Annotated in this window: 18 protein-coding genes; 14 read left to right on the forward strand and 4 right to left on the reverse strand. The window is 44.5% G+C overall.

The window, feature by feature from the left end:
* Positions 1-3 precede the first annotated feature (3 nt).
* The 6 genes from ACSBL2_RS00495 (at position 4) to cysQ (ending at position 9,283) form a co-directional block, all read left to right on the forward strand.
* A complete protein-coding gene (locus ACSBL2_RS00495) occupies positions 4-3,090 on the forward strand; it encodes a SusC/RagA family TonB-linked outer membrane protein (RefSeq protein WP_442589715.1) in 3,087 nt (1,028 codons plus the stop codon).
* 19 nt (positions 3,091-3,109) lie between these two features.
* Complete coding sequence (locus tag ACSBL2_RS00500) at positions 3,110-4,669, forward strand: RagB/SusD family nutrient uptake outer membrane protein (protein WP_442589716.1); 1,560 nt, start codon at positions 3,110-3,112, stop codon at positions 4,667-4,669.
* Positions 4,669-6,090 (forward strand): aryl-sulfate sulfotransferase, encoded by a 1,422-nt coding sequence (locus tag ACSBL2_RS00505; protein ID WP_442589717.1) that lies wholly within the window; start codon positions 4,669-4,671, stop codon positions 6,088-6,090. Before ACSBL2_RS00500 ends, ACSBL2_RS00505 begins: the two co-directional genes overlap by 1 nt.
* An 82-nt stretch (positions 6,091-6,172) precedes the next feature.
* Positions 6,173-7,402, forward strand: coding sequence for a chromate efflux transporter (chrA, locus tag ACSBL2_RS00510; RefSeq protein WP_442589718.1), 1,230 nt, complete (start codon positions 6,173-6,175; stop codon positions 7,400-7,402).
* Between the two features lie 9 nt (positions 7,403-7,411).
* Positions 7,412-8,419 (forward strand): sulfotransferase family protein, encoded by a 1,008-nt coding sequence (locus ACSBL2_RS00515; protein WP_442589719.1) that lies wholly within the window; start codon positions 7,412-7,414, stop codon positions 8,417-8,419.
* 99 nt (positions 8,420-8,518) lie between these two features.
* Entirely contained in the window at positions 8,519-9,283 is a 765-nt protein-coding gene (gene cysQ / locus ACSBL2_RS00520) for a 3'(2'),5'-bisphosphate nucleotidase CysQ (RefSeq protein WP_442589720.1), read from the forward strand.
* 27 nt (positions 9,284-9,310) lie between these two features.
* Here cysQ and cysC read toward each other — a convergent pair whose 3' ends face one another.
* The 3 genes from cysC to ACSBL2_RS00535 form a co-directional block, all read right to left on the reverse strand.
* Entirely contained in the window at positions 9,311-9,901 is a 591-nt protein-coding gene (gene cysC / locus ACSBL2_RS00525) for an adenylyl-sulfate kinase (RefSeq protein ID WP_442589721.1), read from the reverse strand.
* Positions 9,902-9,918: 17 nt separating this feature from the next.
* The gene (locus ACSBL2_RS00530) at positions 9,919-10,704 is read right to left on the reverse strand and encodes a glycoside hydrolase family 16 protein (RefSeq protein WP_442589722.1); all 786 of its coding nucleotides are present in this window, start codon (positions 10,702-10,704) and stop codon (positions 9,919-9,921) included.
* 137 nt (positions 10,705-10,841) lie between these two features.
* A complete protein-coding gene (locus tag ACSBL2_RS00535) occupies positions 10,842-11,312 on the reverse strand; it encodes a hypothetical protein (RefSeq protein WP_442589723.1) in 471 nt (156 codons plus the stop codon).
* Between the two features lie 227 nt (positions 11,313-11,539).
* Between ACSBL2_RS00535 and ACSBL2_RS00540 the strand changes: the two genes are divergently transcribed.
* The 8 genes from ACSBL2_RS00540 to ACSBL2_RS00575 all read left to right on the forward strand — a co-directional run bounded on the left by ACSBL2_RS00540 (position 11,540) and on the right by ACSBL2_RS00575 (position 25,033).
* Positions 11,540-13,684 carry a glycoside hydrolase family 97 protein gene (locus ACSBL2_RS00540; protein ID WP_442589724.1) on the forward strand — a complete coding sequence of 715 codons (2,145 nt, stop codon included), beginning with the start codon at positions 11,540-11,542 and terminating at the stop codon, positions 13,682-13,684.
* Between the two features lie 418 nt (positions 13,685-14,102).
* Positions 14,103-15,524: a glycoside hydrolase family 125 protein gene (locus ACSBL2_RS00545; protein WP_442589725.1), complete on the forward strand. Its 1,422-nt coding sequence runs from the start codon at positions 14,103-14,105 to the stop codon at positions 15,522-15,524.
* A 385-nt stretch (positions 15,525-15,909) separates the two neighbouring features.
* Entirely contained in the window at positions 15,910-18,879 is a 2,970-nt protein-coding gene (locus ACSBL2_RS00550) for a SusC/RagA family TonB-linked outer membrane protein (protein WP_442589726.1), read from the forward strand.
* 23 nt (positions 18,880-18,902) lie between these two features.
* A complete protein-coding gene (locus ACSBL2_RS00555) occupies positions 18,903-20,537 on the forward strand; it encodes a RagB/SusD family nutrient uptake outer membrane protein (protein WP_442589727.1) in 1,635 nt (544 codons plus the stop codon).
* 85 nt (positions 20,538-20,622) lie between these two features.
* Positions 20,623-21,921 (forward strand): BNR repeat-containing protein, encoded by a 1,299-nt coding sequence (locus ACSBL2_RS00560; RefSeq protein WP_442589728.1) that lies wholly within the window; start codon positions 20,623-20,625, stop codon positions 21,919-21,921.
* Between the two features lie 11 nt (positions 21,922-21,932).
* Positions 21,933-23,792, forward strand: a complete 1,860-nt coding sequence (locus ACSBL2_RS00565; RefSeq protein ID WP_442589729.1) for a glycoside hydrolase family 2 protein — start codon at positions 21,933-21,935, stop codon at positions 23,790-23,792.
* A gap of 118 nt (positions 23,793-23,910) precedes the next feature.
* The gene (locus tag ACSBL2_RS00570) at positions 23,911-24,474 is read left to right on the forward strand and encodes a thiamine pyrophosphokinase (protein WP_442589730.1); all 564 of its coding nucleotides are present in this window, start codon (positions 23,911-23,913) and stop codon (positions 24,472-24,474) included.
* Positions 24,475-24,538: 64 nt separating this feature from the next.
* Positions 24,539-25,033, forward strand: coding sequence for a GNAT family N-acetyltransferase (locus tag ACSBL2_RS00575; protein WP_442589731.1), 495 nt, complete (start codon positions 24,539-24,541; stop codon positions 25,031-25,033).
* 30 nt (positions 25,034-25,063) lie between these two features.
* On the opposite strand, the gene ACSBL2_RS00580 is transcribed toward ACSBL2_RS00575, so the two are convergent.
* Entirely contained in the window at positions 25,064-26,380 is a 1,317-nt protein-coding gene (locus ACSBL2_RS00580; RefSeq protein ID WP_442589732.1) for a M20/M25/M40 family metallo-hydrolase, read from the reverse strand.
* Positions 26,381-26,400 lie beyond the last annotated feature (20 nt).

Raw genomic sequence — 26,400 nt, forward strand, 5'->3', positions numbered from 1 at the left:
ACTATGATGAATGTATACCTTAAAGCCTTGTACCACGGCCATGTTAAACGATGTTTCACGTTGCTCGCCGGCCTGTTCCTCCTGACAAGTTCTTTTGCCGCATCCCATACGATGGCCGCAACAGAAGTCAGGGGAGTTGTTGTCTCTAACGACGACAAGCAAACCATGCCAGGTGTTTTAGTCACAGAAAAAGGAACCACAAATGGCACCAGCACCGATGTCAACGGTGCATTTAAACTGAATGTGGCCGACGGAGCCACCCTTGTTTTTAAAATGATCGGTTATCTTTCTCAGGAAGTAAAAATTGACGGAAGAAGTTCCTATAACATCAGTATGGTTACCGACGTCAAGGCCCTGAATGAAGTAATGGTGATTGGTTACGGCACCAAGAGCAAAAGTACATTTGCCGGATCTGCGGTCACACTTGTTGCAGAAGACCTGAACAAATCGTCAATCTCTGTGGCCAACCAGATTCAGGGACGTGTTTCGGGTGTTCAGGTGTCACAGGGAAATGGGACGCCGGGAGCCGGATTGTCTGTAAGAATCAGGGGGACCAACTCTATCAATGCTGATAGTGAGCCCTTGTATGTAATCGATGGTTTTCCGACAAACAACGGAGTGGGATTATCGGTAAACCCTGAAGACATTGCCTCCATTTCCATTCTTAAAGATGCCTCCTCTACCGCTATTTATGGGGCAAGGGGAGCAAATGGAGTCGTGTTGATTACCACCAAAAATGGTAAAAACCAGAAGAGCACCATCAGTCTGGACAGTTACAGGGGATTTAGCAATGTGGTAGGGAGAATAGACCTTGCCGGCCCATATGACCATGCCTTACGCCTAAATAAGCTGATTGTTGGAGAAGGTGGAATTGCTCCTTATAAGGAATCGAGACTGGATTCCCTGAAAGCCGGATTATTGGGTACCGACTGGCAGGACCAGTTGTACAGAACTGCAGCGATACAAAACCATGTGGTAAGTATTACGGGTGGCAATAGCAATACCTCTGTTTATTCCAGCTTCGACTTTCTGGATCAGGAGGGTGTGGTGATAGAATCAAGATACAAAAGATTTGGAGCAAGGGTAAACGTAGATCATAAGATCACGGATAAAATTAAAATGACAGGACGGGTATTTGGAAATTACGGTATTCAGAACGATCTTCCCCTGGCTCCATCAAGTATCAATGGATTTGTAAAACAAGTGTTAAAGGCCAATCCCGCCTCTACATTCGATACGGAAAGTATAACTCTCGATGCGCAAAACCCATTGAACTTTTTAGCGGTTACTGACCGGAAGAATACAGTATTCAGAACCAATGCTTACTTCTCTGTAAGCTATGAGCCGATTAAAAACCTGATTTTTAAAGCAGATGGGGGTAGTGATATCAACATGTCGAAAATTCTGTATTTTGTACCCTCTACCGTTCCCGCAGGGATAGCTTCCAATGGATTGGGTACCATCACGGACATCAATGAAATTGAGCTGATCGTTAACCCGACGGTGAATTATACCTTTCATACCGGAGCGCATAATTTTCAGGTTCTGGGCGGATACAATAAACAGAATTATACCTACAGTGAGAATGGGAGTACCGGTACAAATTTTGCCAGTAATGAATTGGGGATTGATAACCTGGGGGTGGCCCAGCAATTTTCAGCCTATTCCGGTAAGACAAGGGTGAAGAGGGAGAGCTGGTTTGGAAGGATAGATTATGATTACAAAAATAAGTACATTTTCACCGGAACGTACCGCGTTGATGGATCATCCGTATTTGGAGCCAATAACAAGCTTGGTTATTTTCCTTCGGGAGCCGTAGCATGGAAATTCAATGAGGAAGATTTTGTGAAGAACCTGGGTGTTTTTTCTTCGGGTAAGGCCAGGGTGAGTTATGGTATAACCGGTAATGACAGGATTCCTTCAGGAATATCCCAGGCTACTTTTGGCAGTAACAATACGACAAGGTATACTTTCGACGGGGTAACCAGTGTAAGCGGTATTGCTGTGCTCAGGGTTCCTAATGCTGACCTTAAATGGGAAGAAACAGCGGCCCTGGATGTAGGTCTTGACCTGGGGTTCTTTAAAGACCGTGTAATTTTACAGGCCGATTATTACAACAAGCAAACGAATGACCTGCTGTTAGATGCTCCTATTGCTCCATCACAAGGTTTCCTTACTGCTTTTGGTAACTCAGGAAAAGTGGAAAACATAGGTTATGAATTCTCCATACAAACCACAAATATCAACAGTGCCAGCTTTAAATGGAACAGTACGGTCACCGTTTCAAAAAATAAGAACAAAGTCCTTTCACTGGGGGCAAATTCTGCACCCATATATGTAGGGAATATTAAACCTGATGGGGCTGCCAGTTTTGAAACCCCTTTCCTTCTAAAAATAGGGGAACCTATCGGTACCTTCTTTGGTTATACTTATGAAGGCATTGTTCAGCAGAATGATCCGGTATTGACCACTACACAGCCGAATTCACAACCCGGAGATCCCAAATATAGGGACACTGATGGCAACGGTATTGTGAATGCTGATGACAGGGTAATCCTGGGAAATGCAATTCCTAAAGTCTTCTTTGGCTTTACCAACAGCTTTAGCTATAAAGGCTTTAACCTGGATATTGTTACCCAGGGTCAGTTCGGGGGTAAATTGCTGAACCTGCAGAAGGAAGATTTAATGAACCCGGTCTCACAAAGTAATACCTTAAGCGCCGTGCTCACAGATGTGTGGTCCCCTGAGAACACATCGGGTACCATCCCTGCGTTCAGTTTCTACGGTACACCACACGGTGGATGGGTAAACTCCAGATTCATCGAGAGCTCTGATTATTTCAGGGTGAAAAACGTCACCCTGGGCTATAATTTTTCTGTGAACAAACTGAAGGCGATTGGCATCACGGGACTTAATGTATATGTGAATGCACAGAACCTGTTTACCATTACCAATTATACAGGACTGGATCCTGAAGTAGGCAATTTATTGGATAACCAGCAAATCAATCAGAATGCCGGTAGAGGAGTTGATTTTAATGCCTACCCGGTGAACAGAATAATTTTATTAGGCGCAAGAGTTAAATTCTAAAAGATAAAACCATAAAGAAATGAAACAGATCTATAAAATAATCGTATTCTTCATGACCATAAGCGTGGTTTTATCCTGTACAAGCGGATTGCAGGAAGAAACGTTTTCAGTATATGATATCAATAAACTGACCAATCCGGAAAACGGAGATCAGGCCGTTGTGGGCGTTTACGCGGCACTAAAGGATAACGGCGGCTACGGGTACTATGCCGGTTACTTATACTGGCTGTTTGAATACCCTGTAGATGTGGTGACGACTACCATTACCTCCAGACAGGGAATACAGCTGGATCAGTTAACCTATGATGCGTCAAACTCTGTTATCAATCAGGTGTGGGTGAGTATCTATAAACTGATTGCACGTGCCAATGAAGCGGAAGCATTGATTACCAACATAGCCTATGCTGCGAAAGGATCGACTGAAGCGGTTAAACAACAACATCTTGGGGAGGTAAAATTTCTTCGTGCATTGGCCTATTATGATGCCACTACCTTATGGGGCGCTGTTCCGCTTTTGTTAAAACCTGCTGCTGAGTTTACTGAAGCAGATAAAAATCCTGCTTTAACCAGCCAGGCTGAGGTTGAGGCGGCTATCATCGCAGATTTACAGTTCGCAGAGATGAACCTGCCCGCTTCTTATGCCAGTAGCGAAGTTGCCAGAGCGACCAGTGGTGCCGCAAAAGCATTGCTCGCCAGGTTGTATATGAGAAGAGGAGAATGGCAGAAAGCAGCGGATAAGGCCGCTGAGGTGATGGGTAAAACCTACGACCTGCGTACCAAAGCAGAGGGAGGCCTTGCCTCTATGTTTAATACGAATAACAGATCAGACAATGAGTTTATATTTGTTTTGAAATCTTCCAATGAAGCGGGGTCTTATGGAATTAACTCCAATAGTTTTGGGATCAATTCTACGCCATGGGATCTCAACCGGGGTTATGGTAACTTCCCCCTGCATTTAAATTTCTATGCCATCTTTGATAGTCAGGATGACAGAAGAAACCTGCTGACAGGTTCCTACAAAACCCTGTACGGACAAACCATGAATGTGCCTGTAGAATACGGGGGACTTGGAGGTGAGCTTCCTGATGTGGTATTGGCGAAATATGTGTACAATCTTAAATATCCGCATGTAAACAACTATAATTACGCAGGATTCAATAATATCACTATCTTGAGATATGCAGATGTCCTGATGATGCGGGCGGAAGCATTGAATGAATTACAGGGACCCAATCAGCAGAGTATGGATTTGATCAATGCAGTAAGAACCAGAAGTGCTATGCCGGAACTTACCATGGGTAACTATACCAAGGAAACACTCAGGGATGTCATCTTTGATGAAAGAAATAAAGAGTTTTTCATGGAAGGGCGACGAAGGGAAGACCTGATCAGATGGGGGAAAAGTGCCTCGAATGGCGCTAATCCATTGTTGAAATTCAAAGAAAAAGTGAAGCCGCTGCTGCGCGATCAGAATACCTGGTCGGATCAGGTAAACTATGAAGTATATCCCTATCCGATCAATGAGATTCAGACCAATACTTCATGGAACAGCAGCATAAATGCGGGAAGAGTGAAATAATGAGTAAAAAAGGAAAGATAATTTTGTTTTGGTTTACAGCAGTCTTGTTACTGGCAGGTATCTTGGGGGAGATGCCTGCAGTGCAAAGGCTGCTTTGGCCATTAACAGTAAAGGATATCAAATTTTTCCATATTCCGGAAAACCGGCTGCGGTTTAAAGTCAGCGTAACAACCAACAGGAAAAGCAAAGCTTATCTCAGGTACTGGACTGTAAATGGCAAAGATACGCTGTATACGGCCCTGTCTGCCGAGGCAAAGGTAAATACGCTGTTTATCACCAATACTGTCGCCAACACAGACTACAGATTTGAAGTGGTGGCGATGAAAGGTACGGAAGTAGCAAAAAGCAAAGAACATGGTTTTCAGACGGAATCCATTTATCAGGCAACACCCTATTTTGACCTTGCTTATGTAGATCCTGATTTTGCAGGTAAAATGAAGGGGAAATATTTTTTAACTCAAATACTGACTGAACCCGGTTCTATGGTCATCATAGACGATCGGGGAAACATTGTATGGTATCAACCCTTTAAAAAGGGGGTAAAGGTAACTCACTGGACTCCCCATCACACGGTGCTGGCTATTATTGGCGCAGAGAAAATTGTATCCTCCGGAGGTGATGAAATTATTGAGGTAGACCTCAGCGGGAAAGTCCTTAGAAATTTTAAGGTCGGAAAAGGCGATATGGATAAGCGCGTACACCATGAAGTACGGTATGATAAGGACAAAAATATCTATGCACTGACCTTCGATAAGAAAGGATTTGACCTGAGTACGGTTGGGGGCATAAAAAGAGATACGGTGCATGGAGATGGGATTGTCATGTTTAACCAGGCAGGTAAAAAACAATGGGAATGGTCGGTGCTGGATCACCTCGATCCTTTAAAGGACACACTCATCTTAAAACATAAAAAGGACTGGGTACATGCCAATTCTGTCTTCAGGGATAAAGAGGGCAACTTCCTGATCTCTTACAGGGACCTGAATCAGGTATGGAAAATAAGCTATCCCTCAGGGAAAGTGATCTGGAAATTTGGTGAGGGTGGTGATTTCCCCCTTAAAGATAATGAGTTGTTCAGCGGGCAGCATGCGGCACACTGGCTAAATGACGGAAGCCTGCTTTTCCTGGATAATGGCATGAAAAAACACCTGACCAGGGGGATTTCTTTTGTATTGGATGAGCAGCATAAAACGGCTTCAGCCAAATTTATCGTACCGCTGGGAAAGGACTATTTTACGCCTGCCAAGGGTAATGTTAGCCTGATGGATACAAATACCCTGATGTTTTGCCTTACCGACCCCAGATCCTTTTTAATTACTGATTTAAAAGGGAAGGTCCTCTGGAACATGGAGGTAGGTGGTGACCCTTACCGGCTGGAAGAGATTAAAGGTTTTCAGTTGCCGGAACCTTCATTGCAATAGAAAAAAATATAGCGCCCGGTTACAGTAGTCATCCCGGACGGCCAGTGCCCTGAATTTTTGGTGTAATAAAAAATGATGAAGTATGAGTCAGGCAATTGGTCTAAAACAAACAGAAATAGGGTTGAAATATCTTTTCTTCACCTTTCTTAAAATCGGATGTGTTTCCTTTGGCGGACACATGGCCCTGATCTCCGTGATTCAAAAGGAGATGGTCGAAAAAGACAACAGTCTCAGCCAGGAAAGTTTACTCGATGCGGTAAGTATCGCCAGTTTGCTGCCTGGTCCGCTGGCTGTAAATGTAGTCGCCTATATCGGTTATCATCTGCACAAAAAATCGGGCCTGTTCATCAGCATGGCAGGTATCCTGCTGCCCGCCTGTATCCTGATGTATATTCTTTCCTGGTGTTACTTCCATTATATCAATATTAAAGATCTATCGGGTATAATGATGTATGCTGTAGCCGCTGTCAGTGCCATCATTTTAAGTACTGGCCTGAATCTCTTTGTGAAGGAAGTATCCGGCAATTACACCAAGATGCTGTTGTGCCTGATCTCTTTGGTTCTTCTTTATCTTGTCAAAGGATACCTTATCATTGTATTGCTCTTCCTGGTTGGAGGAGTGACGGGTGTTTATTTGAATGTTGCCAATTTGCCCGGACAGTCGGGCAAGATCCTGATCTGGCAGCGCTTGAGTCTGAGTGCCAGGTCCGGTCTATCTTCCTTACTGGCTTTGTATATTTTTTTTGTCTCCGGAGCGTACCGTCATCTGGATAATATCTTTCTGAAAATAGCATCTGTTTTTTCTGGTGTTAGTTTATCCCTTTTCGGTGGCGGATATGTAATGATTCCGATTATGCAGTCGCTTTTTGTGACGGAGTTGAAATGGTTAACCACCACGGAGTTTATCGACAGCATTGCTTTCAGTCAGCTTACGCCGGGCCCAATATTGGTCAGTGCTTTTTTTACAGGGTATAAGCTGGCAGGTTTTGCCGGGGCATCGCTGGCAACGCTGGCAATTTTCCTTCCCTCGGCTATCTTAATGATCATCGTTTCCAGGATCTTTGCTGAAAATTTCAACTCGGCAGTGATGAAAAATGTGCTTGCCGGAATTAAGCCGGTAGTTGTGGGCATGATCCTGGCCTCTGCAGTGAAACTCTTTTTTTCAGTACAGGTTAGTCCTGTGACCGTGATCTTGTTTGTGGCGGCATTTGTGCTCAGCTTCAGGTTTAAAATTACTCCTGTATACCTGATTGCGATCTCGCTGCTCACCGGAGTTGCGGTACATTTTAATTCTTTATTTATAAACTTTTAATCCCAGGATATGGCAATCAGCGGAATACAAATTATAGGCACACAACGATCAGGATCAAATCTTTTAAGGGTAATGATGGATCAGTCGGATCAAATTGCATCACCACATCCTCCCCATATTCTGGTTACTTTTATTCCCTTACTGAAATATTACGGGACTTTAGACCGTGTATCTTACCGGAGACTGGTTAAGGATGTGGTCAATTATGTCAATGCCAACCCGGTACCATGGGAGGGTGTACTGCTTAATGAAGAGGAAATTTTTAACCAGTCTGAAAGGTACCATCTGCTGGAAATTAACAGGTTGATATACGAGCAGGCTGCCCTGAGCAAGAAAGCAAAATACTGGTGCTGTAAAAGTATGGCGAATGTCCACCATGCTGATGATATGGAAGAATTTGGCCTTCGCCTTAAATATGTTTACCTGTACCGGGATGGCAGGGATGTGGCCTGTTCATTCAAAAAAGCAATCGTTGGGGAAAAACATATTTATCATCTTGCAAAGCAGTGGAAATACGATCAGGAAGCCTGCCTCCGTTTAAGGGCGAGTCTGCCGGAGGACAGGTTTTATTCACTGAACTATGAAACGCTCATCACTGCCCCGGAAAATGAAGTCAACAAACTTTGTCAGTTTCTGGATATCCCTTACCATGAAGACATGCTGAAGTTCTATGACTCTAAAACCTCCAGGCTTACCGCCGCTGCAGGGGAAATGTGGAGCAATCTGGAAAAACCTATTATCCGTAACAATACCGGAAAGTTCTTAAAGGAATTTAAAGAAAACGACCTGGAAATTTTCGAACTGGTCGCCGGAGAGGTGCTGACAGCCCTGAATTACGAACTGTATGCAGAAACTAAAGAACAGACTTTACTTGATGATGTACACCTGGATCAGTATATTGCTGAAAATGAATTCCTGAAGAAAGAGTCCTTGCTAACCGCACGTAAAAGCGACCTGGAAAACAGGGCTGCACAACTGCAGATTATCAAAGATATAAAAGCCGGGATACCGGCTTAAATTCTGGATACTGGGCGATGGTGCCTGATGCGGAGCATGAACTCCTTCTTGTCTGCCTGGGAATACCTGAAAAACTGAATAAAGGTTAATTGATTTTCAATGAATAACATAGACATTAAGCTTATTACCGACATTGCCATAAAGGCGGGTGCCGCTATTCTGGAGGTGTATAACAATACTGAAGAAGAATGGAACGTGGTTTCCAAGAAAGATAACTCACCTTTAACGCTGGCCGACCGTGTTTCGCATCAGATTATTGAGGAAGGCCTGACTTCACATTATCCCCAAATCCCTATTTTATCCGAAGAAGGGGCTGAAATAGATTATGGCACGAGAAAAGAATGGAAGGAATATTGGTGTGTTGATCCATTGGACGGCACCAAAGAATTTATCAGCAGAAATGGCGAGTTTACAGTAAACATTGCTTTAATGGAGAACAATGAGCCGGTTTTGGGAGTTATTTACAGTCCGGTCCTGAATGTGGTCTATTATGGAAACCCAACTGATGGAAGCTGGAAAATGGTTCCGGGGGAGGCTCCGGAAGCTATTCATGCCGATAATGGTGCAAAGGAATGGGTGGCTATCGGCAGCCGTTCACATGCTTCCGCTGAAGAAGAGAAAGTCTTGAAACAGTTTCCGGTAATCGATAAGCTGGCTATTGGCAGTTCATTGAAATTTTGTCTTATCGCTGAGGGTAAAGCACATATTTATTACCGCAAAGGACCCACCATGGAATGGGATACTGCTGCAGGACATGCCATTGCTGTCAGCAGCGGAGCTACCATGCAAACGGCTTCCCTGGAAAAATTCCGGTATAATAAACCTTCTCTTTTAAACCCAGGCTTCTTTTGTAAAATTCCTTAAGGAATTCCCTGTTCGCAAGGGATAACCTTAGGTTTTACAAATTTCATCAGCCGACAGGATGAAGTCCTGGGACAGGATGGAGGGCTGCTGTGTTTTAAGCGCGGTATACAAATGATCACAACATTGCCGGGGAGTATGTGTTGCCGTCAGCAGGTTAAGGTGGGAATGTGCCGGCTCTTCAAAAAGAGAACTGATCCCTGTGAAATTCTTCAGGGTATGCTCATTTGCCAATTTATAAAGGCCTTTCACATCCCTCTGCTCACATACTTCCAGGGGACAGTCGACAAAGACTTCGAAATAGAAATCCTGCAGTATCTCTTTAGCAATCTCCCGGTGAATATGCAGGGGCGTAATAAAAGAGCAAATCACAATAATCCCGTTAGATGCCAGTATTTTGGCAGCTTCAGCTGCCCGGCGGATATTTTCTGCCCGGTCCTCCATACTAAAGCCAAGGTTCTTGTTCAATCCTTGTCTCATTTCATCTCCATCCAGTCTGATGGAGAAAATATCATTGTCCTCCAGCTGTTCTTTCAGGAGATTTGCTATCGTACTTTTTCCGGCTCCGGATAGCCCCAGCATCCAGATGACCATTCCTTTTTGATTGGGTAACTTCATCATCTCTAAAATAGCTTTAATTACAGAATTGGCGTGAATTTAAATGAATGTATTAAAATTTCTACAGTCGAACCATCGGCCGGTTCCTGGCCTCGGAACAACCACAGATTCATGTATACCGGCATTCTGAGCGTGCTTACTTTGTAGGCCGGAGCGCTGCATGTGGCTGTGGCAAAGAGATTGGTATCGCCGTCCTGAAACCCGTACAGGCTTTTATAACTTACGCTTGTGCTTGTCCTGCTGAACCTGTGTGTGGAATAACTGCCTTCAGACAGGTTAAATAACCTGTTGTCATGAAATGTCGGAAGATTGATCTCTGCTGGATAAATGGTATAATTCAGGTTCGGGTTTTCCTGTACGCCCCAGCGTGCAAATTCAATATCCATTTCATCGATGCCATCTGTACCAGAGTAGTTAAAGAGGCCGAACACCACCTGTTTGTCGAATGTATCTATGGGACCATCTACCTTCCATTCATAGGTGCCATAACCAAATGTTACCGTACTTTTCACCTCTGCACATCTCCATTGACGGCTGACTGGGTCTTTGCTCAGCTTCAGGTGAAGAATTCCCTTTTCATCAACCCATACATTTTTGGCATCCCAGTAATTGGGTCCCGGCCCCATTGTGCCGGTTCCGGAATTTTTTACCGTCCAGGTATACCCGCTGAAGGTGATGGTCTGGTCTCCAGGCTGTGTGGCCGCCCCTTCAGGGGCAGGATAGAGTTGTGGTGCAATGTCTTTTTCCAGCGAAGAGCTGCAGGAACTTAGGAAAAGGATCACAAGGCTGAGTAAGGCATTTCTCATGAGATACGGGGTCGTTTTAAGTGTAACCTAAGTTAAGCCCTCCCGAATGCCAAAGATTTCCTATAGTCTTGAATTCTTGTCATTGGATCCTTTTCTGGTTCTCCTGTAAGTATTGCCTGTAATTATGCGGGGCATTGTTATTTATTGCAGCCCACTTCCTCAAAAACAAACCTTCCCTTATTGTAATCTATCGGTTCATTCTTTTTGAAGTAATTTCTGCCCCAGGCGGTTTCAATTTTACCTACTCCCATCACTAGTTTCCCGTCTTTTTTAAGGAAGGCCAATGGGTTTCTGTATATGGTTTTTTGATCTCCTATGGTGGAGAGGTAGTCTACCAAAAGGGTATCTCCTTTAAATTCACCAGTAATTTCGCCACGGTGTTTGTCTTTCTGAAAATAATTGAACAGGAGCTTTCCGGTGACCTTATTGTCCGCTCTGTTCAGGCTCAGGGTGACCGTATCTTTCCCGTCTATTGCCTTATAGCAGGTGGAAGCTGATGCAGGATCAGGTTTTACGAGTTCAAGGGCTGTCTTGTTCTGGTTATTCTGGGTGCAGCTCATGATGGTTATTGCTGTTAGTGCGATGCAGAGGGAGGCTGGATTTTTCATAAGTTTACGTTTTATATAGGATGATCCTATAAGCAGGATTCCATAACTATAACCAGAAGATTAACCGGATGTTTCCATCTGTATGACAATCCCTCTCCTGTATTGATGTTTATCATTGTTTTTGAAAATTATTGTGCGTTCTTTGCTAAAAAATCCCTTTAAACACGGACGGATGGATATCCGTTGGTCAAATGGCATAAAAAAATTTTAAAGACAAATATATTCTGATGAAATACGCGTATAGCTTCTTACTTTTCTTTTTTCTCTTTCAAACGACAAGCGCAAACAATGATGGTGTCATTAAGGCCAGAATGAATAAGGTTGAACTTGAATTTAGCTTAAACGGGGAGGGACAGCCACAGTATTCGGTATCTTTCCATAACAGGATAGCCATTAAGCCCTCATTAATGGGCTTCGATTTAGTCAATAATGCTTCATTTGATCAACATTTTGAAATTCTACAGACCAGTCAGGCGACTGTGGATGAAAACTGGAATCCGGTTTGGGGAGAGGTTAAGGTCATCCGGAACCATTATCAGCAACTTACTGTTCAGCTCAGACAAAAAGAGAAGCCGAACCGGCTGATGAATATCGTATTCAGGGTTTTTGAGGATGGCCTGGGCTTCAGGTATGAATTTCCAAAACAGCAGAATTTCGATTACTTCATCATTGCGAATGAATTGACAGAGTTCAATATGCCGGCCAATCACAAGGCTTGGTGGATTCCCGCCGACTATGATACCAATGAGTATGAATACACCACTTCTAAATTAAGTGACATACATACCCGGAATGTGCAGGGTGGCGGCAGTGATATCGGGCTGAAATTTGTAGAAGACAGTACGGGTGCTGCGACACCTTTAATGCTTAAAAGCGCTGATGGATTGTATCTGAATATACATGAGGCGGCACTTCTTAATTTTCCGGCCATGCAGCTGCATGTGGATAAGGACAACTTTAAACTCTCTGCAAGACTTGTCCCGAATGCATTGGGACACAAAGCCTATCTTCAGGCTCCCTTTACAACACCATGGCGTACAATTATGGTAAGTGATAAGGCTGCTGATATTTTATCTTCGAAACTGATCCTCAACCTGAATGAGCCTTCTCTGATTAAAGATACCCAATGGATTAAACCGATGAAATTTGTTGGGGTATGGTGGGAAATGCAGATTGACAAGACCTTGTGGAGATATGCGAACAGTGCAGATGATGTGGATGCCAGCGGTCATTTGAATAACAATGGGAAGCATGGTGCCAATACGGCTAACGTAAAAAAGTACATCGACTTTGCCTCAAAGAATGGATTAGACGGGGTGCTGGTAGAGGGATGGAATACCGGATGGGAAGATTGGTTTGGTAACTGGAAAGAGAATCCTTTCGATTTTGTTACCCCTTATCCTGATTTCAATCTTCAGGAGGTAAATGATTATGCGGCCTCGAAAGGGGTAAAGATGATAATGCACAATGAAACTGCAGGTTCAGCTACGACTTATGAGCGTTTGGCGGACACGGCATTCCGGTTGATGAATAAGTTTCATTATCCGGCGGTGAAAACTGGTTATGTTGGTTTGATTATTCCGCGGGGGGAACATCATGATAGCCAGTGGATGATTAACCACTACACCCGTATTGCGCAGAAAGCGGCCGACTATAAGGTAATGGTAGACTCCCATGAATCCAACAGGCCTACAGGTCTGCACCGTACCTATCCAAACTGGATGGCTTCCGAGGCGGGAAGAGGGAATGAATACAATGCGTTTAGTAAGGGTAACCAGCCTGAACATGAAACCATAATGCCCTTTACCAGGTTTGTTGGCGGCCCCATGGATTATACACCTGGGATTTTTAAACTTAAAGGCTATGCACATGCAGATCCGGAAAGACAAGTACACACCACACTGGCTAAACAACTGGCCTTATATGTAGTTCTTTATAGCCCTTTGCAAATGGTTTCAGACCTTCCCGAAAACTATGAAGCTTATCCGGATGCTTTTCAATTCATTAAAGATGTGGCGGTAGACTGGGATGATACCCAAATTATCGCGGCTGAGCCTGGTGATTATATCACTACAGCCAGAAAAGAAAAAGGTACCGATCATTGGTTCATAGGAGCCATTACTGATGAAGAGGCACGTACCGCAACCATTCCGCTAAGCTTTTTGGACAAGGGGAAACGGTACATGGCTACGATCTACCGGGATGGTAAAAATGCAGACTGGAAAAGCAATCCTGAAAGTTATCAGATTGAACGTTTCATTGTAGACCAGAAGCTGCGGTTAAAGGTTAATCTTGCGAAAGGTGGCGGTGCTGCAATAGCAATCGTTCCCTTAGATGAAAAGTCTCATCCAGGGTTAAAAAGGTATAAATAGCCCTTCCTTTTTGTACACATTCACAAAAGGAAGGGGTGAGTGTGGAAAACGTGTTAGGTCTTGGCTTGTGCTTTTCTCTGTTTGAAATTGTATTTTGTTGATATTTATTGTGTTATGTTTGATTTTTGAATATTTTCAAGCCGTATTTAATGTTGAAATCTCTGTGGATAACGGTAGTGGAAGACTCTGTTCTACTATCTGATCTGCAAAAAACAAACTTGTTGAATGAGGGCTTTATCCACACCCCGTTTGACTTATCCACAATTTGTGAATAAGTCAAACGGGGTGTGGATCGTCTGTTCTTCTGATTTTTCCTTGATAGATTTCTGGCATAAAACATACAGATGATTATATTTAGCAAATCATAAAACCGAACCTTCCCCTGAGTGGGAGTATTTATAGTGTAATTGTATTTTCTATGAAAAGAAGAATTTTTCTACAACAAACAGGTCTCCTGGGAGCAGGATTACTGGCTTCAAAAGTTTCTTTTGCTGCTGCTCCTGCTGAATTCCCAATAGTCAGGGTTGCTGCTGCCAAACGCCATTTTAAAAGTAAATCTGTCGAGGCTGCCATTAAAACGTTTCAGTCAAAAGTTAAAAATCCTGAGCTGAGCTGGCTTTTTGAAAACTGTTTCCCTAATACGCTGGATACCACTATATATTACACCGAAGAAAATGGGAAACCGGATACCTATGTCATTACCGGAGATATTGATGCCATGTGGTTGCGTGACAGTTCTGCCCAGGTGTGGCCGTATCTGCAGTTTGTCAATGAAGACCCTGCATTGAAAAAACTGATCGCAGGTGTAATTTCCCATCAGGTGAAATGTATCCTTATCGATCCGTATGCCAATGCTTTTTATCAGGATCCTGCAAAAGTGGGTGAGTGGAAAACTGACCTTACCGATATGAAACCGGGACTGCATGAAAGGAAATGGGAGATAGATTCGCTGTGCTATCCTATCCGTCTCGCCTACCACTACTGGAAAAAAACTGGCGATAAACAGCCATTTGATGCCACATGGAAGTCCTCTATTACGCGTATTTTAGAAGTATTCAAAGAACAGCAGCGTAAAAATGGCAATGGCCCTTACCATTTTCAGCGGGAAACACCTAAACCAACAGACTCATTACCAATGGTGGGTTATGGATTCCCTGTAAACCCTGTAGGACTGATCTGCTCAGCCTTTCGTCCCAGTGATGATGCCACCATTTTCCAGTTCCTGATTCCTTCCAACTTTTTTGCCGTTGTTTCCCTTAAGCAGGCGGCAGAGATGGTGAAGGCACTGTTCAATGATGAACAGCTGGCAGCTGAATTAACTGCACTGGCCAATGAGGTGGATACTGCACTCCAACAGCATGCCGTGGTGAACCATCCCAAATACGGTAAAATCTATGCTTTTGAAGTAGATGGTTTTGGAAGTTCCTATCTGATGGATGATGCCAATGTCCCTAGTCTGCTGGGGCTACCTTATCTGGGTGCCATAGACCCCAAAGATGAGATTTATCAGAATACCCGGAAGTTTGTGCTTTCTACCGACAATCCATATTATTTTAAAGGGACTGCCGCAGAAGGAATTGGCGGGCCGCACGTTGGACAGGATATGATCTGGCCGATGAGCCTGACCATCAGGGCGCTGACATCAGACAATAAGGAAGAAATCAAATGGTGTATCCAGACCCTGCAAAAAACACATGCAGGCACAGGATTTATGCACGAATCTTTCCATAAAGATGATCCTGCCAATTTCAGCAGGGCATGGTTTGCCTGGTCAAATACACTTTTTGGTGAATTGTTATGGAAAACATACCATGAAATGCCTGAACTTTTAAAGGGATAATTGAAAATATTTACATCAATAAAGCTATTGATCAGCGGGAGATACTGTTTACAGATCTCCCTTTTTTATGCGATATTCTGCCCCTTCCAAGTGCCTATCGTTCCCCATTTGGGAAAGACTGAAAAGCCCTTCCCGAATTTTGATCAGCCGATAGGGTCAAAATTCACAATCGCAAAATAAATCTGAAAGGCGTTCTCCATCAGCGCAATCACCCCCTTCAAATTCCGGATTTACCCCCTGTATATTTTCATCAAATAGACGTATTTCGTGATGTTCATCATTGCCTTGTTATCAACAATTCCTTTGAAGAACAGCCAATTATAAACCAAATAGTTAAATACGTATGAATGTAAGATTTACTCATGTAATCTGTATGATTTTTTTCATGCAGATTCTGACAGGTGGGTTCATTAATCCCGCCCGGGCACAGCAAAACCAGGCTTTTACCATAAAGGGAAAAGTAACGGACAATACAGGGGCAACCGTCCCCGGCGCAACCATCAAGGTTTCAGGGAGCAAGCAGGGGACCGTGACGGACAATAACGGAGCCTTCAGCCTCCAGTTAAATGCACCTGCAGTACTGACCATCAGCTATATCGGCTTTGCAGCTCAAACAGTCAGGGTCGACCGCAGCAGTATGACAGTGAATGTGGTGCTTGCTGAGGGTGATGCCGATAAGAACCTCAGCGAAGTTGTTGTTGTTGGGTACGGCACACAAAAGAAATCAGATATTACCGGCTCCGTAACCTCTATCCCTAAGAGCCGTTTGTCACAATTACCGGTAACAAACGTGCTTCAGGCCATCCAGGGTGCCGCTGCGGGGGTCAATATCTCCCAGACTTCCTCCATTCCGGGCAGTCAGCCTTCTGCACTGGTGAGGGGGCAGAACTCGATCAATGCAAATTCAGGGCCTTATGTTGTGGTGGATGGAATTCCGCTCAGCAAAACCGGAGGATCATTGAATGATATTAACCCCAATGATATTGCTTCTGTGGAGATCCTGAAAGATGCATCTGCAGTAGCGATCTATGGCACAAATGGGGCCAATGGCGTCATCCTTGTGACCACCAAACGCGGAACTACAGGAAAACCTGTGATCCGCTATAATGCCTATGCCGGCGTGGAAGAAATGGGACATATCCTGAAACCACGCAATGCACAGGAATATTTGCAGAAATATGCAGATTACCTGTCGCAAACCAATCAGCAACAGACCAGTCCTGTTCCCAATAATGGGGAGCTGGAAAACTACAATGCCGGGAAAACGACCGACTGGATTGACGAAGTAACCCAAACCGGAACCATGCAGGACCATAATATCAGTATTTCCGGAGGGACAGAAGATGCGAAGTATTTCCTGTCGGGCGATTATCTCGATCAGAAAGGAGTGATTAAAGGCTTTAACTACAAGAGGGTAACCATCAGGTCAAATCTGGATGTCAACGTAACCGACTACCTGACGGTAGGGACTTCCCTCTTTTTGACAAACAACAACTATGACGGTGGCAGGACAAACCTGTTAAATGCAACGGCCATGAGTCCTTACGGGGTGGAATACAATCCCAATGGTACCTATAAAATCTACCCGATGGCTCCCGAGCAATTGTATGTTAACCCTATGCTGGGACTGGTTACAGACCGTATCAGCCGCAGTACCAACATCAATGGAAATGCTTTTGCCGAGGTAAAGTTTGGGGGAGTGTTACAGGGATTGAAGTATCGCCTGAATGCGGGTTATACCTATCTGCCTACACGAAAAGGAAGTTATGTTGGCCGTTTGGCAAACGATCCGCTGGGTACGGCAAGTACAGAGAATACAGAGACCAATAGCTATACCCTGGAGAACCTGATTACCTATACCAAAGATTTCCATAAGCATCACCTGGATTTTACCGGACTGTACAGTAACCAGGAGCGTAAATATGTCGAAAACAGAGGGGGTGCGGTAGGATTCGTCAATGATGAACTTTCCTTTAATAATCTGGGTGCCGGTGTAACGCAAACCAGTCATTCCTATGCGGACCGCTATGGACTGGTCTCTCAAATGGGCAGGATCAATTACTCCTATGACAGCAGGTATTTATTTACCCTTACCGCCAGAAGGGACGGCTCATCAGTATTTGGTTCCAATACCAGCAAATACGGGGTTTTTCCATCTGCAGCTATTGGCTGGAACATCAGTAATGAGGCCTTCATGAAAGAAGTAACCTTTGTGAATAACCTGAAATTGAGGCTCTCTCAGGGGAAGTCGGGTAACGAGGCCATTTCAGTTTACAAAACAATAACTACCGATGGGACAATACGTCAGCCTTTCGACGGACTGAGTACCATTGGTGTGACTGCAAGTAATCTCGGTAACATCGATTTATTGTGGGAAAATACGAAGGCAACCAATATCGGGCTTGATTTCTCCATTCTTAAAAGCAGGATCTCAGGAACAATTGATGCCTATAAAACCAGGACCACAAATATTCTGCTGTTGAGGAGCCTGCCGATCATTACCGGTTATCCGAATGTATTTGATAACCTGGGAGAGGTGGACAACAAGGGGCTGGAGATCACCATCAACACCAAGAACTTTGAACAGGGAGATTTCAAATGGGAAACCAGTCTCAACTTCAGCACCAATAAAAACAAGCTGATTGATCTTTATGGAGATAAGAAAAGTGACCTTGGGAACAGATGGTTTATTGGTCAGCCTATAAACGTTGTATACGATTACCGGATGGAGGGCATCTGGCAAACCGGGGAAGACCCTTCCATGCAAGATCCGGGAGCCAAACCTGGCGACCTGAAGTTTGCTGATCTGAATGGTGACGGGAAGATCACCGCGGATGACAGGGAAGTGATCGGGCAGACTGCTCCAAAGTGGACAGGTGGAATCACCAATACCTTCCATTACAAAAACTGGAACCTGAATGTCTTCATCCAGACCGCACAGGGGATCACAAAAAACAATACCGACCTGAACTATGGCGATGAAACCGGTAAGAGAAATACCCCTGCTGAGGTCGGTTACTGGACCGCTGCAAATCAAAGCAATACCCGTCCGGCTTTATCCTATAACAATACCAGGGGGTACGGATATGCATCCGATGCGAGTTTCACGAGGATTAAGGATGTCACTTTGAGTTATGTATTCAGCCAGAAGATCCTGGATAAACTTCATCTGGGGAGTCTCACTATTTATGCGAGTGGCAGAAACCTGCACACCTTTACCAACTGGATAGGCTGGGATCCGGAAAGTGTTCAAACGGGACGGGGAATTGTGGACAGCAGCAGGGGACTGGACTGGAATAACAATTATCCGGTTACGCGCACTTTTGTCTTCGGTGCCAATATATCACTTCGTTAATCACCTCATTCAACATGAAAATCATGAAAAAATACATCAGCATATATTTTATTTTAGCAGCAGTGCTGTTCACTGCATCCTGCAAAAAAAGTTACCTGGATGAAAATCCGCCTTCGGCCTATACCCCCGAAACACTAAACGATTCCCTGGGATACGAAGCTTCCCTGGTTGGCCTCTATAATCATGTCAGTACCATCTTCTCCTGGGCAGACCAGCAGGGTTGGGTGAGTGTATGGCAGGTGGGTACAGATGTAGCCAATGCCACTGCCAATCAGCAGGCCGTAGAAATTCCGTATTACAATTATAACCTGCTCACCCCGACAGATATTGCTGCTGAAAGGATGTGGAACAGGGATTATGTATTGATCAACCTGTCCAATATCATCATCTCAGGTCTTGATAACCCCTCCCTGACAACTATCGGGGCAAAAGGAAAGAGCAGTATGTCGGCAGAAGCGCGGTTCTTCCGGGCCTATGCCTATAACAACCTGGCCACCTTATATGGAGGTGTACCTATCATTACTGTGCCGCTTACCGGACCGAAGACAGACTTTGTAAGGGCGCCGCTTGATGAGGTAAATGCACTGGTCGTAGCAGACCTTACCTTTGCTGCGGCAAACCTGCCAGCGATCAACGATATGAAAACCAATTCTAAAGGCAATAAGCTTTTTGGGCGTGCAAATAAATTTATGGCGATGCAGTTACTGGCAGAAGCCTACCTGCGGATGGGAAAACCGGACCTTGCCGAGATACAGGCACAGACGATTATTAGCAGCGGACAATTTAGTTTGATCCAGAAGCGCTATGGGCTGAAAAGCAGCTTGCCGGGCGATTACTATTCGGATATGTTCCAGGCGGGCAATATCAGGAGATCACAGGGCAATACCGAAGCGATATGGGTACTGGAGCAGGAAAATCCAAGTACAGTTATTGGTGGGATCACCGGAAATCCACAGCAGAGAAGGGTCTGGGGAGCGGCATACCATAACCTTAGCGGAATGGCACTGGCAGACTCACTCGGCGGCCGTGCACTGGGCCGTTTGCGTTTAAGTAACTGGGTGATCTACGGACTTTACCAAAACAATGATATCCGTAATTCCCAGTATAACCTGAAAAGACGTTATTATTACAATGACCCCGCACAGCCTGCTCTTTTTGGTAAAATAGTACCTTATGCCGGTCCGGATACCCTGTTTAAAATATGTCCCCATATCACCAAATGGTATCAGTTCGATCCCAATGATACCTTTGGGTATTCGATGATCAAAGATTTTATGCTGATGCGTTTAGGGGAAACTTACCTGCTGCTGGCTGAAGCACAGTTTAAACAAGGGAAAATGCAGCTGGCGGCGGACAACCTGAACGTCTTGCGCCAGCGTGCCTTTGCCGATTATCCTGCAAGCGGGAAGCTGCTGGCTGCAGACATTACCCTGAACCTGATTCTCGATGAGCGGGCCAGGGAACTGATCGGGGAGGAAAACAGAAGGATGACGCTGATGCGTACAGGAACTTTGGTAGAACGCTCTTTACGGCTTAACGGAAATGATGTTACCCATCCCACCACAGGTTTAACGGTAACCCACAACCTGCTGCCAATTCCCCTGAATGAAATCCAGCTGAATAAAGATGCGGTACTTACGCAAAACCCTGGTTATTAAGGAGCCTTGTAACAATATGAATACGCGGTGCCACTATAGTTTTAAGAAATAAATGGTTAATATGCATTGCAGAAAAATTTACAGCATGAAATTTATTTTAAGTTCCTACTTCCTATTGATCCTGTTCCTGGGGCCTGCTTCAGCGCAGCAGTTGAGCACTGTCGGCAATGGCTGGGCAGGGAATTCCGTCAATGCCGTTGTTTTCCGGAAGAATGCAGTGGCGAGCTTTAAGGGCTATCAATATATTGCCTATTATGACCAGGATAAAAATGTGGTTCTTGGAAAAAGGAAGAACGGACATCCGGATTGGGTAACCCAAAAAACACAGTATACCGGAGCTGCTGAAGATGCACATCGTTCCATTAGTCTTATCGTAGATGGTGATGGCTTTCTGCACATTTCATGGGACCATCATGGCACCGCCTTAAAGTATGCCAAATCTGTGGCACCCGGTAGTCTGAAACTGAGTGATCAGCTCCGGATGACCGGACAGAAAGAGAAGAATGTTACTTATCCTGAATTTTATACCCTTGCCAATGGCGATCTGCTTTTCCTGTACCGTGACGGTTCTTCAGGTAATGGTAACCTGATGTTGAACAGGTATAGCGTGAAGACAAAAACATGGACCAATGTACAGGACGGTTTTATTGACGGGGAAGGCAAGAGAAATGCCTATCCGCAGATGGCTATTGACCAAAAGGGAGTCATCCATATCAGCTGGGTATGGCGGGAATCTGCTGATGTTTCCAGCAATCATGATATGTCTTATGCCCGTTCTGCCGATGGTGGACAAACCTGGCAGAAATCTACCGGAGAGTCCTATGTCCTTCCCATTACCCTTGCGACGGCGGAGTGCGCGGTTAAAATTCCCCAGCAAAGTGAGCTGATCAACCAGACCTCCATGTATGCGGATGCCAGTGGAAACCCCTTTATCGCCAGTTACTGGCGTGAGGCAGGAGAGCCTGTGCCGCAATACCATGTCATTTATAAAACGGGTAAAGACTGGCAGGTATTGAACCTCGGCTTCCGCAAAACTGCCTTCAGCTTAAGTGGTGTAGGTACCAAAAGCATCCCGGTCAGCCGGCCACAGATTATCGCATGGCAGCAACCTAAAGAAGGAACCGCCATCGCCCTGTTGTTCCGGGATCAGGAGCGCAATGAGAAAATAACTGTAGCAGTAAACAGGAACCTGAAAAAGAATAACTGGGTACTTAAAGACCTCAGTGAAGAAGGGGTTGGTGCCTGGGAGCCCAATTACGACACAGAGTTGTGGAAGCATAAGGGAGTATTGAGTGTATATGTACAAAAGGTGGTACAGGTAGACCTGGAAGGTAAGGCAGAAATCAAGCCCACACCTGTACAGGTATTGGAGTATAAGTTTTAAATATAAAAATCATGAAGAAGAATTATCTACTCGTGTTATGGTCCTGCTGGAGCATGGTAAGTTTTGCACAGACCAACCTGATCAGCAATACAGGAGCAAGGAATGCCTTTAGTCTGAATGGGAAATGGCAGTACATCATTGATCCTTATGAAACCGGATTTTATGATTACCGGTATAAAGAATTAAGGGAGGACCACCCGGATGCCTACTGGAATACTGATATACAGGCAAACAGGACGGAAAAGAAGGAGCATGGTTATGTAGATAAATACAGTATTGAGGTGCCGGGCGACTGGAATCATCAGCAGCCTGAATTCACCTATTATGAAGGAACGGTGTGGTATAAGAAATCATTCGACTTCAGGAAGGAATCTGGCGATAAGCGCTTTTATTTATATTTCGGTGCCGTCAACTACCGCGCAGATGTTTATCTGAACGGCAAAAAGCTGGGGATGCACAAAGGGGGCTTCACTCCTTTTAACTTTGAAATCCCTGCCGGCCTGCTGAAGGAGAAAGACAATTATTTAGTAGTCAAGGTAGATAATAAACGCCTGGCAGATGAAGTACCTACCCTAAATACCGACTGGTGGAATTATGGAGGCATTACAAGGGAGGTGAAAATACTGACTGTCCCTGATCATTTTATCCAGGACTTTGTCTTGCAGCTTAAAAAACCGAGTTCCGGAACTGCTCCCGGAAAATCGCCGGAGGTGGAAGGATGGCTAAAGCTAAATACAGCGCCGGCTGCAGGAGAAGCTGTGACAGTGGAGATACCGGAACTGAAATTTAAAAAAGTGTTCCCTGCAGCGGAACAAATTACCGCCCTCCATTTTAAACTTCCTAAAGTACAATTGTGGTCGCCCGCAAGTCCTAAACTTTACAAGGTTATCCTTTCTACGAAAAATGACCGTACAACAGATAAAATAGGGTTCAGGACTATTGAAGCAAAGGGTACTCAGGTCCTGCTGAACGGTCAGCCATTATTCATGCGTGGAATCAGTATCCATGGCGAAATTCCGCAGGAAGTAAGGCGTGCCCATAGTCAGGAAGATGCCGTACAGCTGCTGTCGCAGGCTAAAGAATTGGGTTGCAACATGGTCAGGCTGGCGCATTATCCGCATGATGAAAAAATCACCCGGCTGGCAGATTCTACCGGTATGCTGGTCTGGTCAGAGATCCCGGTGTACTGGACCATAGATTTCAGCAGTAAGGAAGTACTTGGAAAAGCGAAGGCACAACTGGAAGAAATGATCGTACGCGACCACAACAGGGCCAGTATTATCATCTGGTCGGTTGGCAATGAAACGCCGGTTACTCCGGTAAGGACAGACTTCATGCATAGCTTACTGACAAAAGCGAGGGAACTTGACGGTACACGTATGGTTTCAGCAGCACTGGAGGTCAGCTATGGTTCCGGTGAAGACAAACACACCATTGATGATCCACTGGGTGAGTTTGTGGATCTGGTCGCTTTTAATGAATATCTGGGATGGTATGGAGGTTCACCAGATAAATGCCGGACTACTACCTGGGATACCCCATACGATAAACCGTTGTTTGTCAGTGAAACCGGAGGTGATGCCAAGGGAGGATTTCATGCAGATTCACTGACGCGTTTCAGTGAAGAGTATCAGGAGTGGTATTTTAGGGAGCAGGTGGCGATGTTCAAGCGTATGCCTGCAAAATATGTTGGCGTATCTCCATGGATCCTTGCCGATTTCAGGTCGCCCAGACGCAATAATCCCCTGTATCAGGAAGGCTGGAACAGAAAGGGGCTTTATGACGACAAAGGCAATAAGAAAAAAGCCTTTTATATCCTGAAAAAGTACTACAATGAAATAGAAAAAGCAGAAGGTACTGCAAAGAAATAAGGGGTTCAAAGGAGGTTACAGGCTGAGCATGCGGTTCTATGATAGTGCTCAGCTCAGCCTGTTGTAATTTGAAATTTTATTTAGTGTGCATTCCGGGAATGATTAATATATTAGCAGGATGTCATCTCACCATATAGTTAAAGAAAAACAGGAGCCTGCGTTATATATCCATGATCTGGGATCCTTTGATGAAGAGTATTTGGGGCAGCTGCTGGAGTGGAGCCCAACACTTGTTGTAAATGGAAATATTTATGAGAAAGTTATCAGTCTCGGTTTAAAAGTTGATATCGTCCTGAACAATGCAGATGGAATGGTATTCCAGGAAAATACCAAATCTATTATTGGTCCGGGGGATGATTACAATACGGTATTAAACTATCTTGTGTCTGAGAAATATCCTGCGGTGAACATCATTGACACGGAGAAGAAGATAAGCGATCTGGAGTTTTATATGTCAAGGATCAATATCGTTTTATTTACACCGGAGTACAAATCGTATGCGGTAAAAACAGGATTCAGTGTATGGAAACCTGCTGGAACATCTGTTTTCATTGACGTGGTCTCCTATTTTGAGGCGACCAACCTGATGCAGAAGGACGAGCGTGAATTTGAAGTGGTGAAAGATGGCTTTGTAGAGTTTTCTTTTGCTGCGGAGTATTTATTTCTGTCGGAAGCGATATAGTTAAAATCTATAGCTTATTCATCCACTATATTCATTTATCAGAAAACAGCGATTTCAACACCATATGATTAGCCTAAGAATTGGAAAAGAAGAAGATCTTTCGATTGTACGTGAGATTGGAACGACTACATACGGACCTACCTATACCCATTTGCTGGGGCAGGAGCAGGTCGATTACATGCTTTCAAAATTTTATACACCTGCGGCATTGTTATCACAATTTATCGATGGGCATACTTTCCTGATTGCAGGGGATGGGACAAGGGATATGGCTTTTGCTTCTTATTCCATCACCGACCATGAAAACCGGATCGTTAAGCTGCATAAATTATATGTGCTTCCATCTGCCCACGGCAAGGGGCTGGGAAAATTCTTAATTAATGAAGTAGCGAATAAAGCCAGGGAAGAAGGTGGTAAGGCGCTGCAATTAAATGTCAACCGTTACAACAAGGCGAAGGATTTTTATGAAAAGGCGGGCTTTACCATAAAAGAAACCGTCGACATAGAAATTGGCAACGGTTTCTTTATGAATGATTATGTGATGGAACTTCCGCTATAATGATTCATTCATAGCTATTCCTGGTCAAACTTAGTTGGTCAGCTTGGGGATCCTTGTTGGGGTATCCGTTCCTTTCACAATGGTTGTTGCACTGAGTGCAAGGGCCTTGATGGTAGAGAGGATATTATCGGTATCCAATGAACTGTATTCATCTTTTACCGTATGGTATAAAGGATCGATATCAATTTTATCGGTGCTGATGGTATGTGCGGGTACACCGAGTGCAGCCAGTGTTGCATTGTCACTCCTGTAAAACAGGTTTTGCTGGAGGTATGGATCCGGATGGAAGGTGAAGGCTGTTCCTTTCAGGTTTTTCTGCAGAATCTGTCCGAAGTCAGATTTTTCATATCCTGTAATAAAGGCTGCGTTTTTACCAAACTTACTTTCCTTACCAATCATTTCTATATTGAACATCGCCACTACATCATCAGGGTTCAATTGTTCAGAAAAATACCTGGCCCCGAATCCGCCGATTTCTTCCGCCGTAAAGGCTACAAAAATAAGCGTACGTTCATTGTTGTTTAGCTTTTTATAGTATTTCGCCAGCGCGATCATAGCCGTGGTACCGGAAGCATCATCATCGGCACCATTGGCAATACTGTCCTGCCCTACCGCAGGCATAATTCCCAGGTGGTCATAATGTCCGGAGAATACCACAAGTTCTGCAGTCTTTGATTTGCCCGGGATCATACCGGCCACATTAAACAGCGGTAGTTTCTTAAGGCTGTTTTTTAAGGAAACATGAAAGGTTTTAACAGCAGTATCGGTCGTTAGCACCATGACCAAAGCAGCTGTTTGCGTACTTTTAAGGTCTTTTTCATCCAGGGTTGATCCGCCGGAAAGGTATGTTTTATACTGGCTGAAGTCACCCGCAAATTTCTCGTCTACCAAAACCAGCTGGCGTTTCTTCGCCTTTGCCAAGGCCCGGTATTGCTCTCTGAAAGTTTTTGAAGGATCTAACTTTATCCAGCCATCGCCATTGTTCTGATCAAATTCCAGCACTTCTGACTGGTTACCGGATACCAAAACCTGGGCAGCATCTATTGTCTTTCCATTCATGGAGACTTCTGTTGCTATAGGTTTAAGCTGGTATTTATAAAAGGTCTGCCGGTATCCGGTTGCACCTTTCAGGGGTTTTAAACCTATACTTTTAAATTCCGTTTCGATAAAGCTGGCGGCCTTATCTATTCCCGGACTGAATGTTGCCCTGCCCTGCATCTCATCACTGCTCAGGGTTTTTATTAAGCGGTCTACATAAGGTTTAGTGATGATCTTGTCGATCTGTTGAGCGGATGCTGTGCCCGAGGCACAGGCAATCATTAGAGGGTATAGGAAGTATTTCATCATTTTTCTTAAGCGTATGGTGT

This window comes from Pedobacter sp. AW31-3R, assembly GCF_052180285.1.
In the GTDB taxonomy this organism is placed as follows: Bacteria; Bacteroidota; Bacteroidia; order Sphingobacteriales; family Sphingobacteriaceae; genus Pedobacter.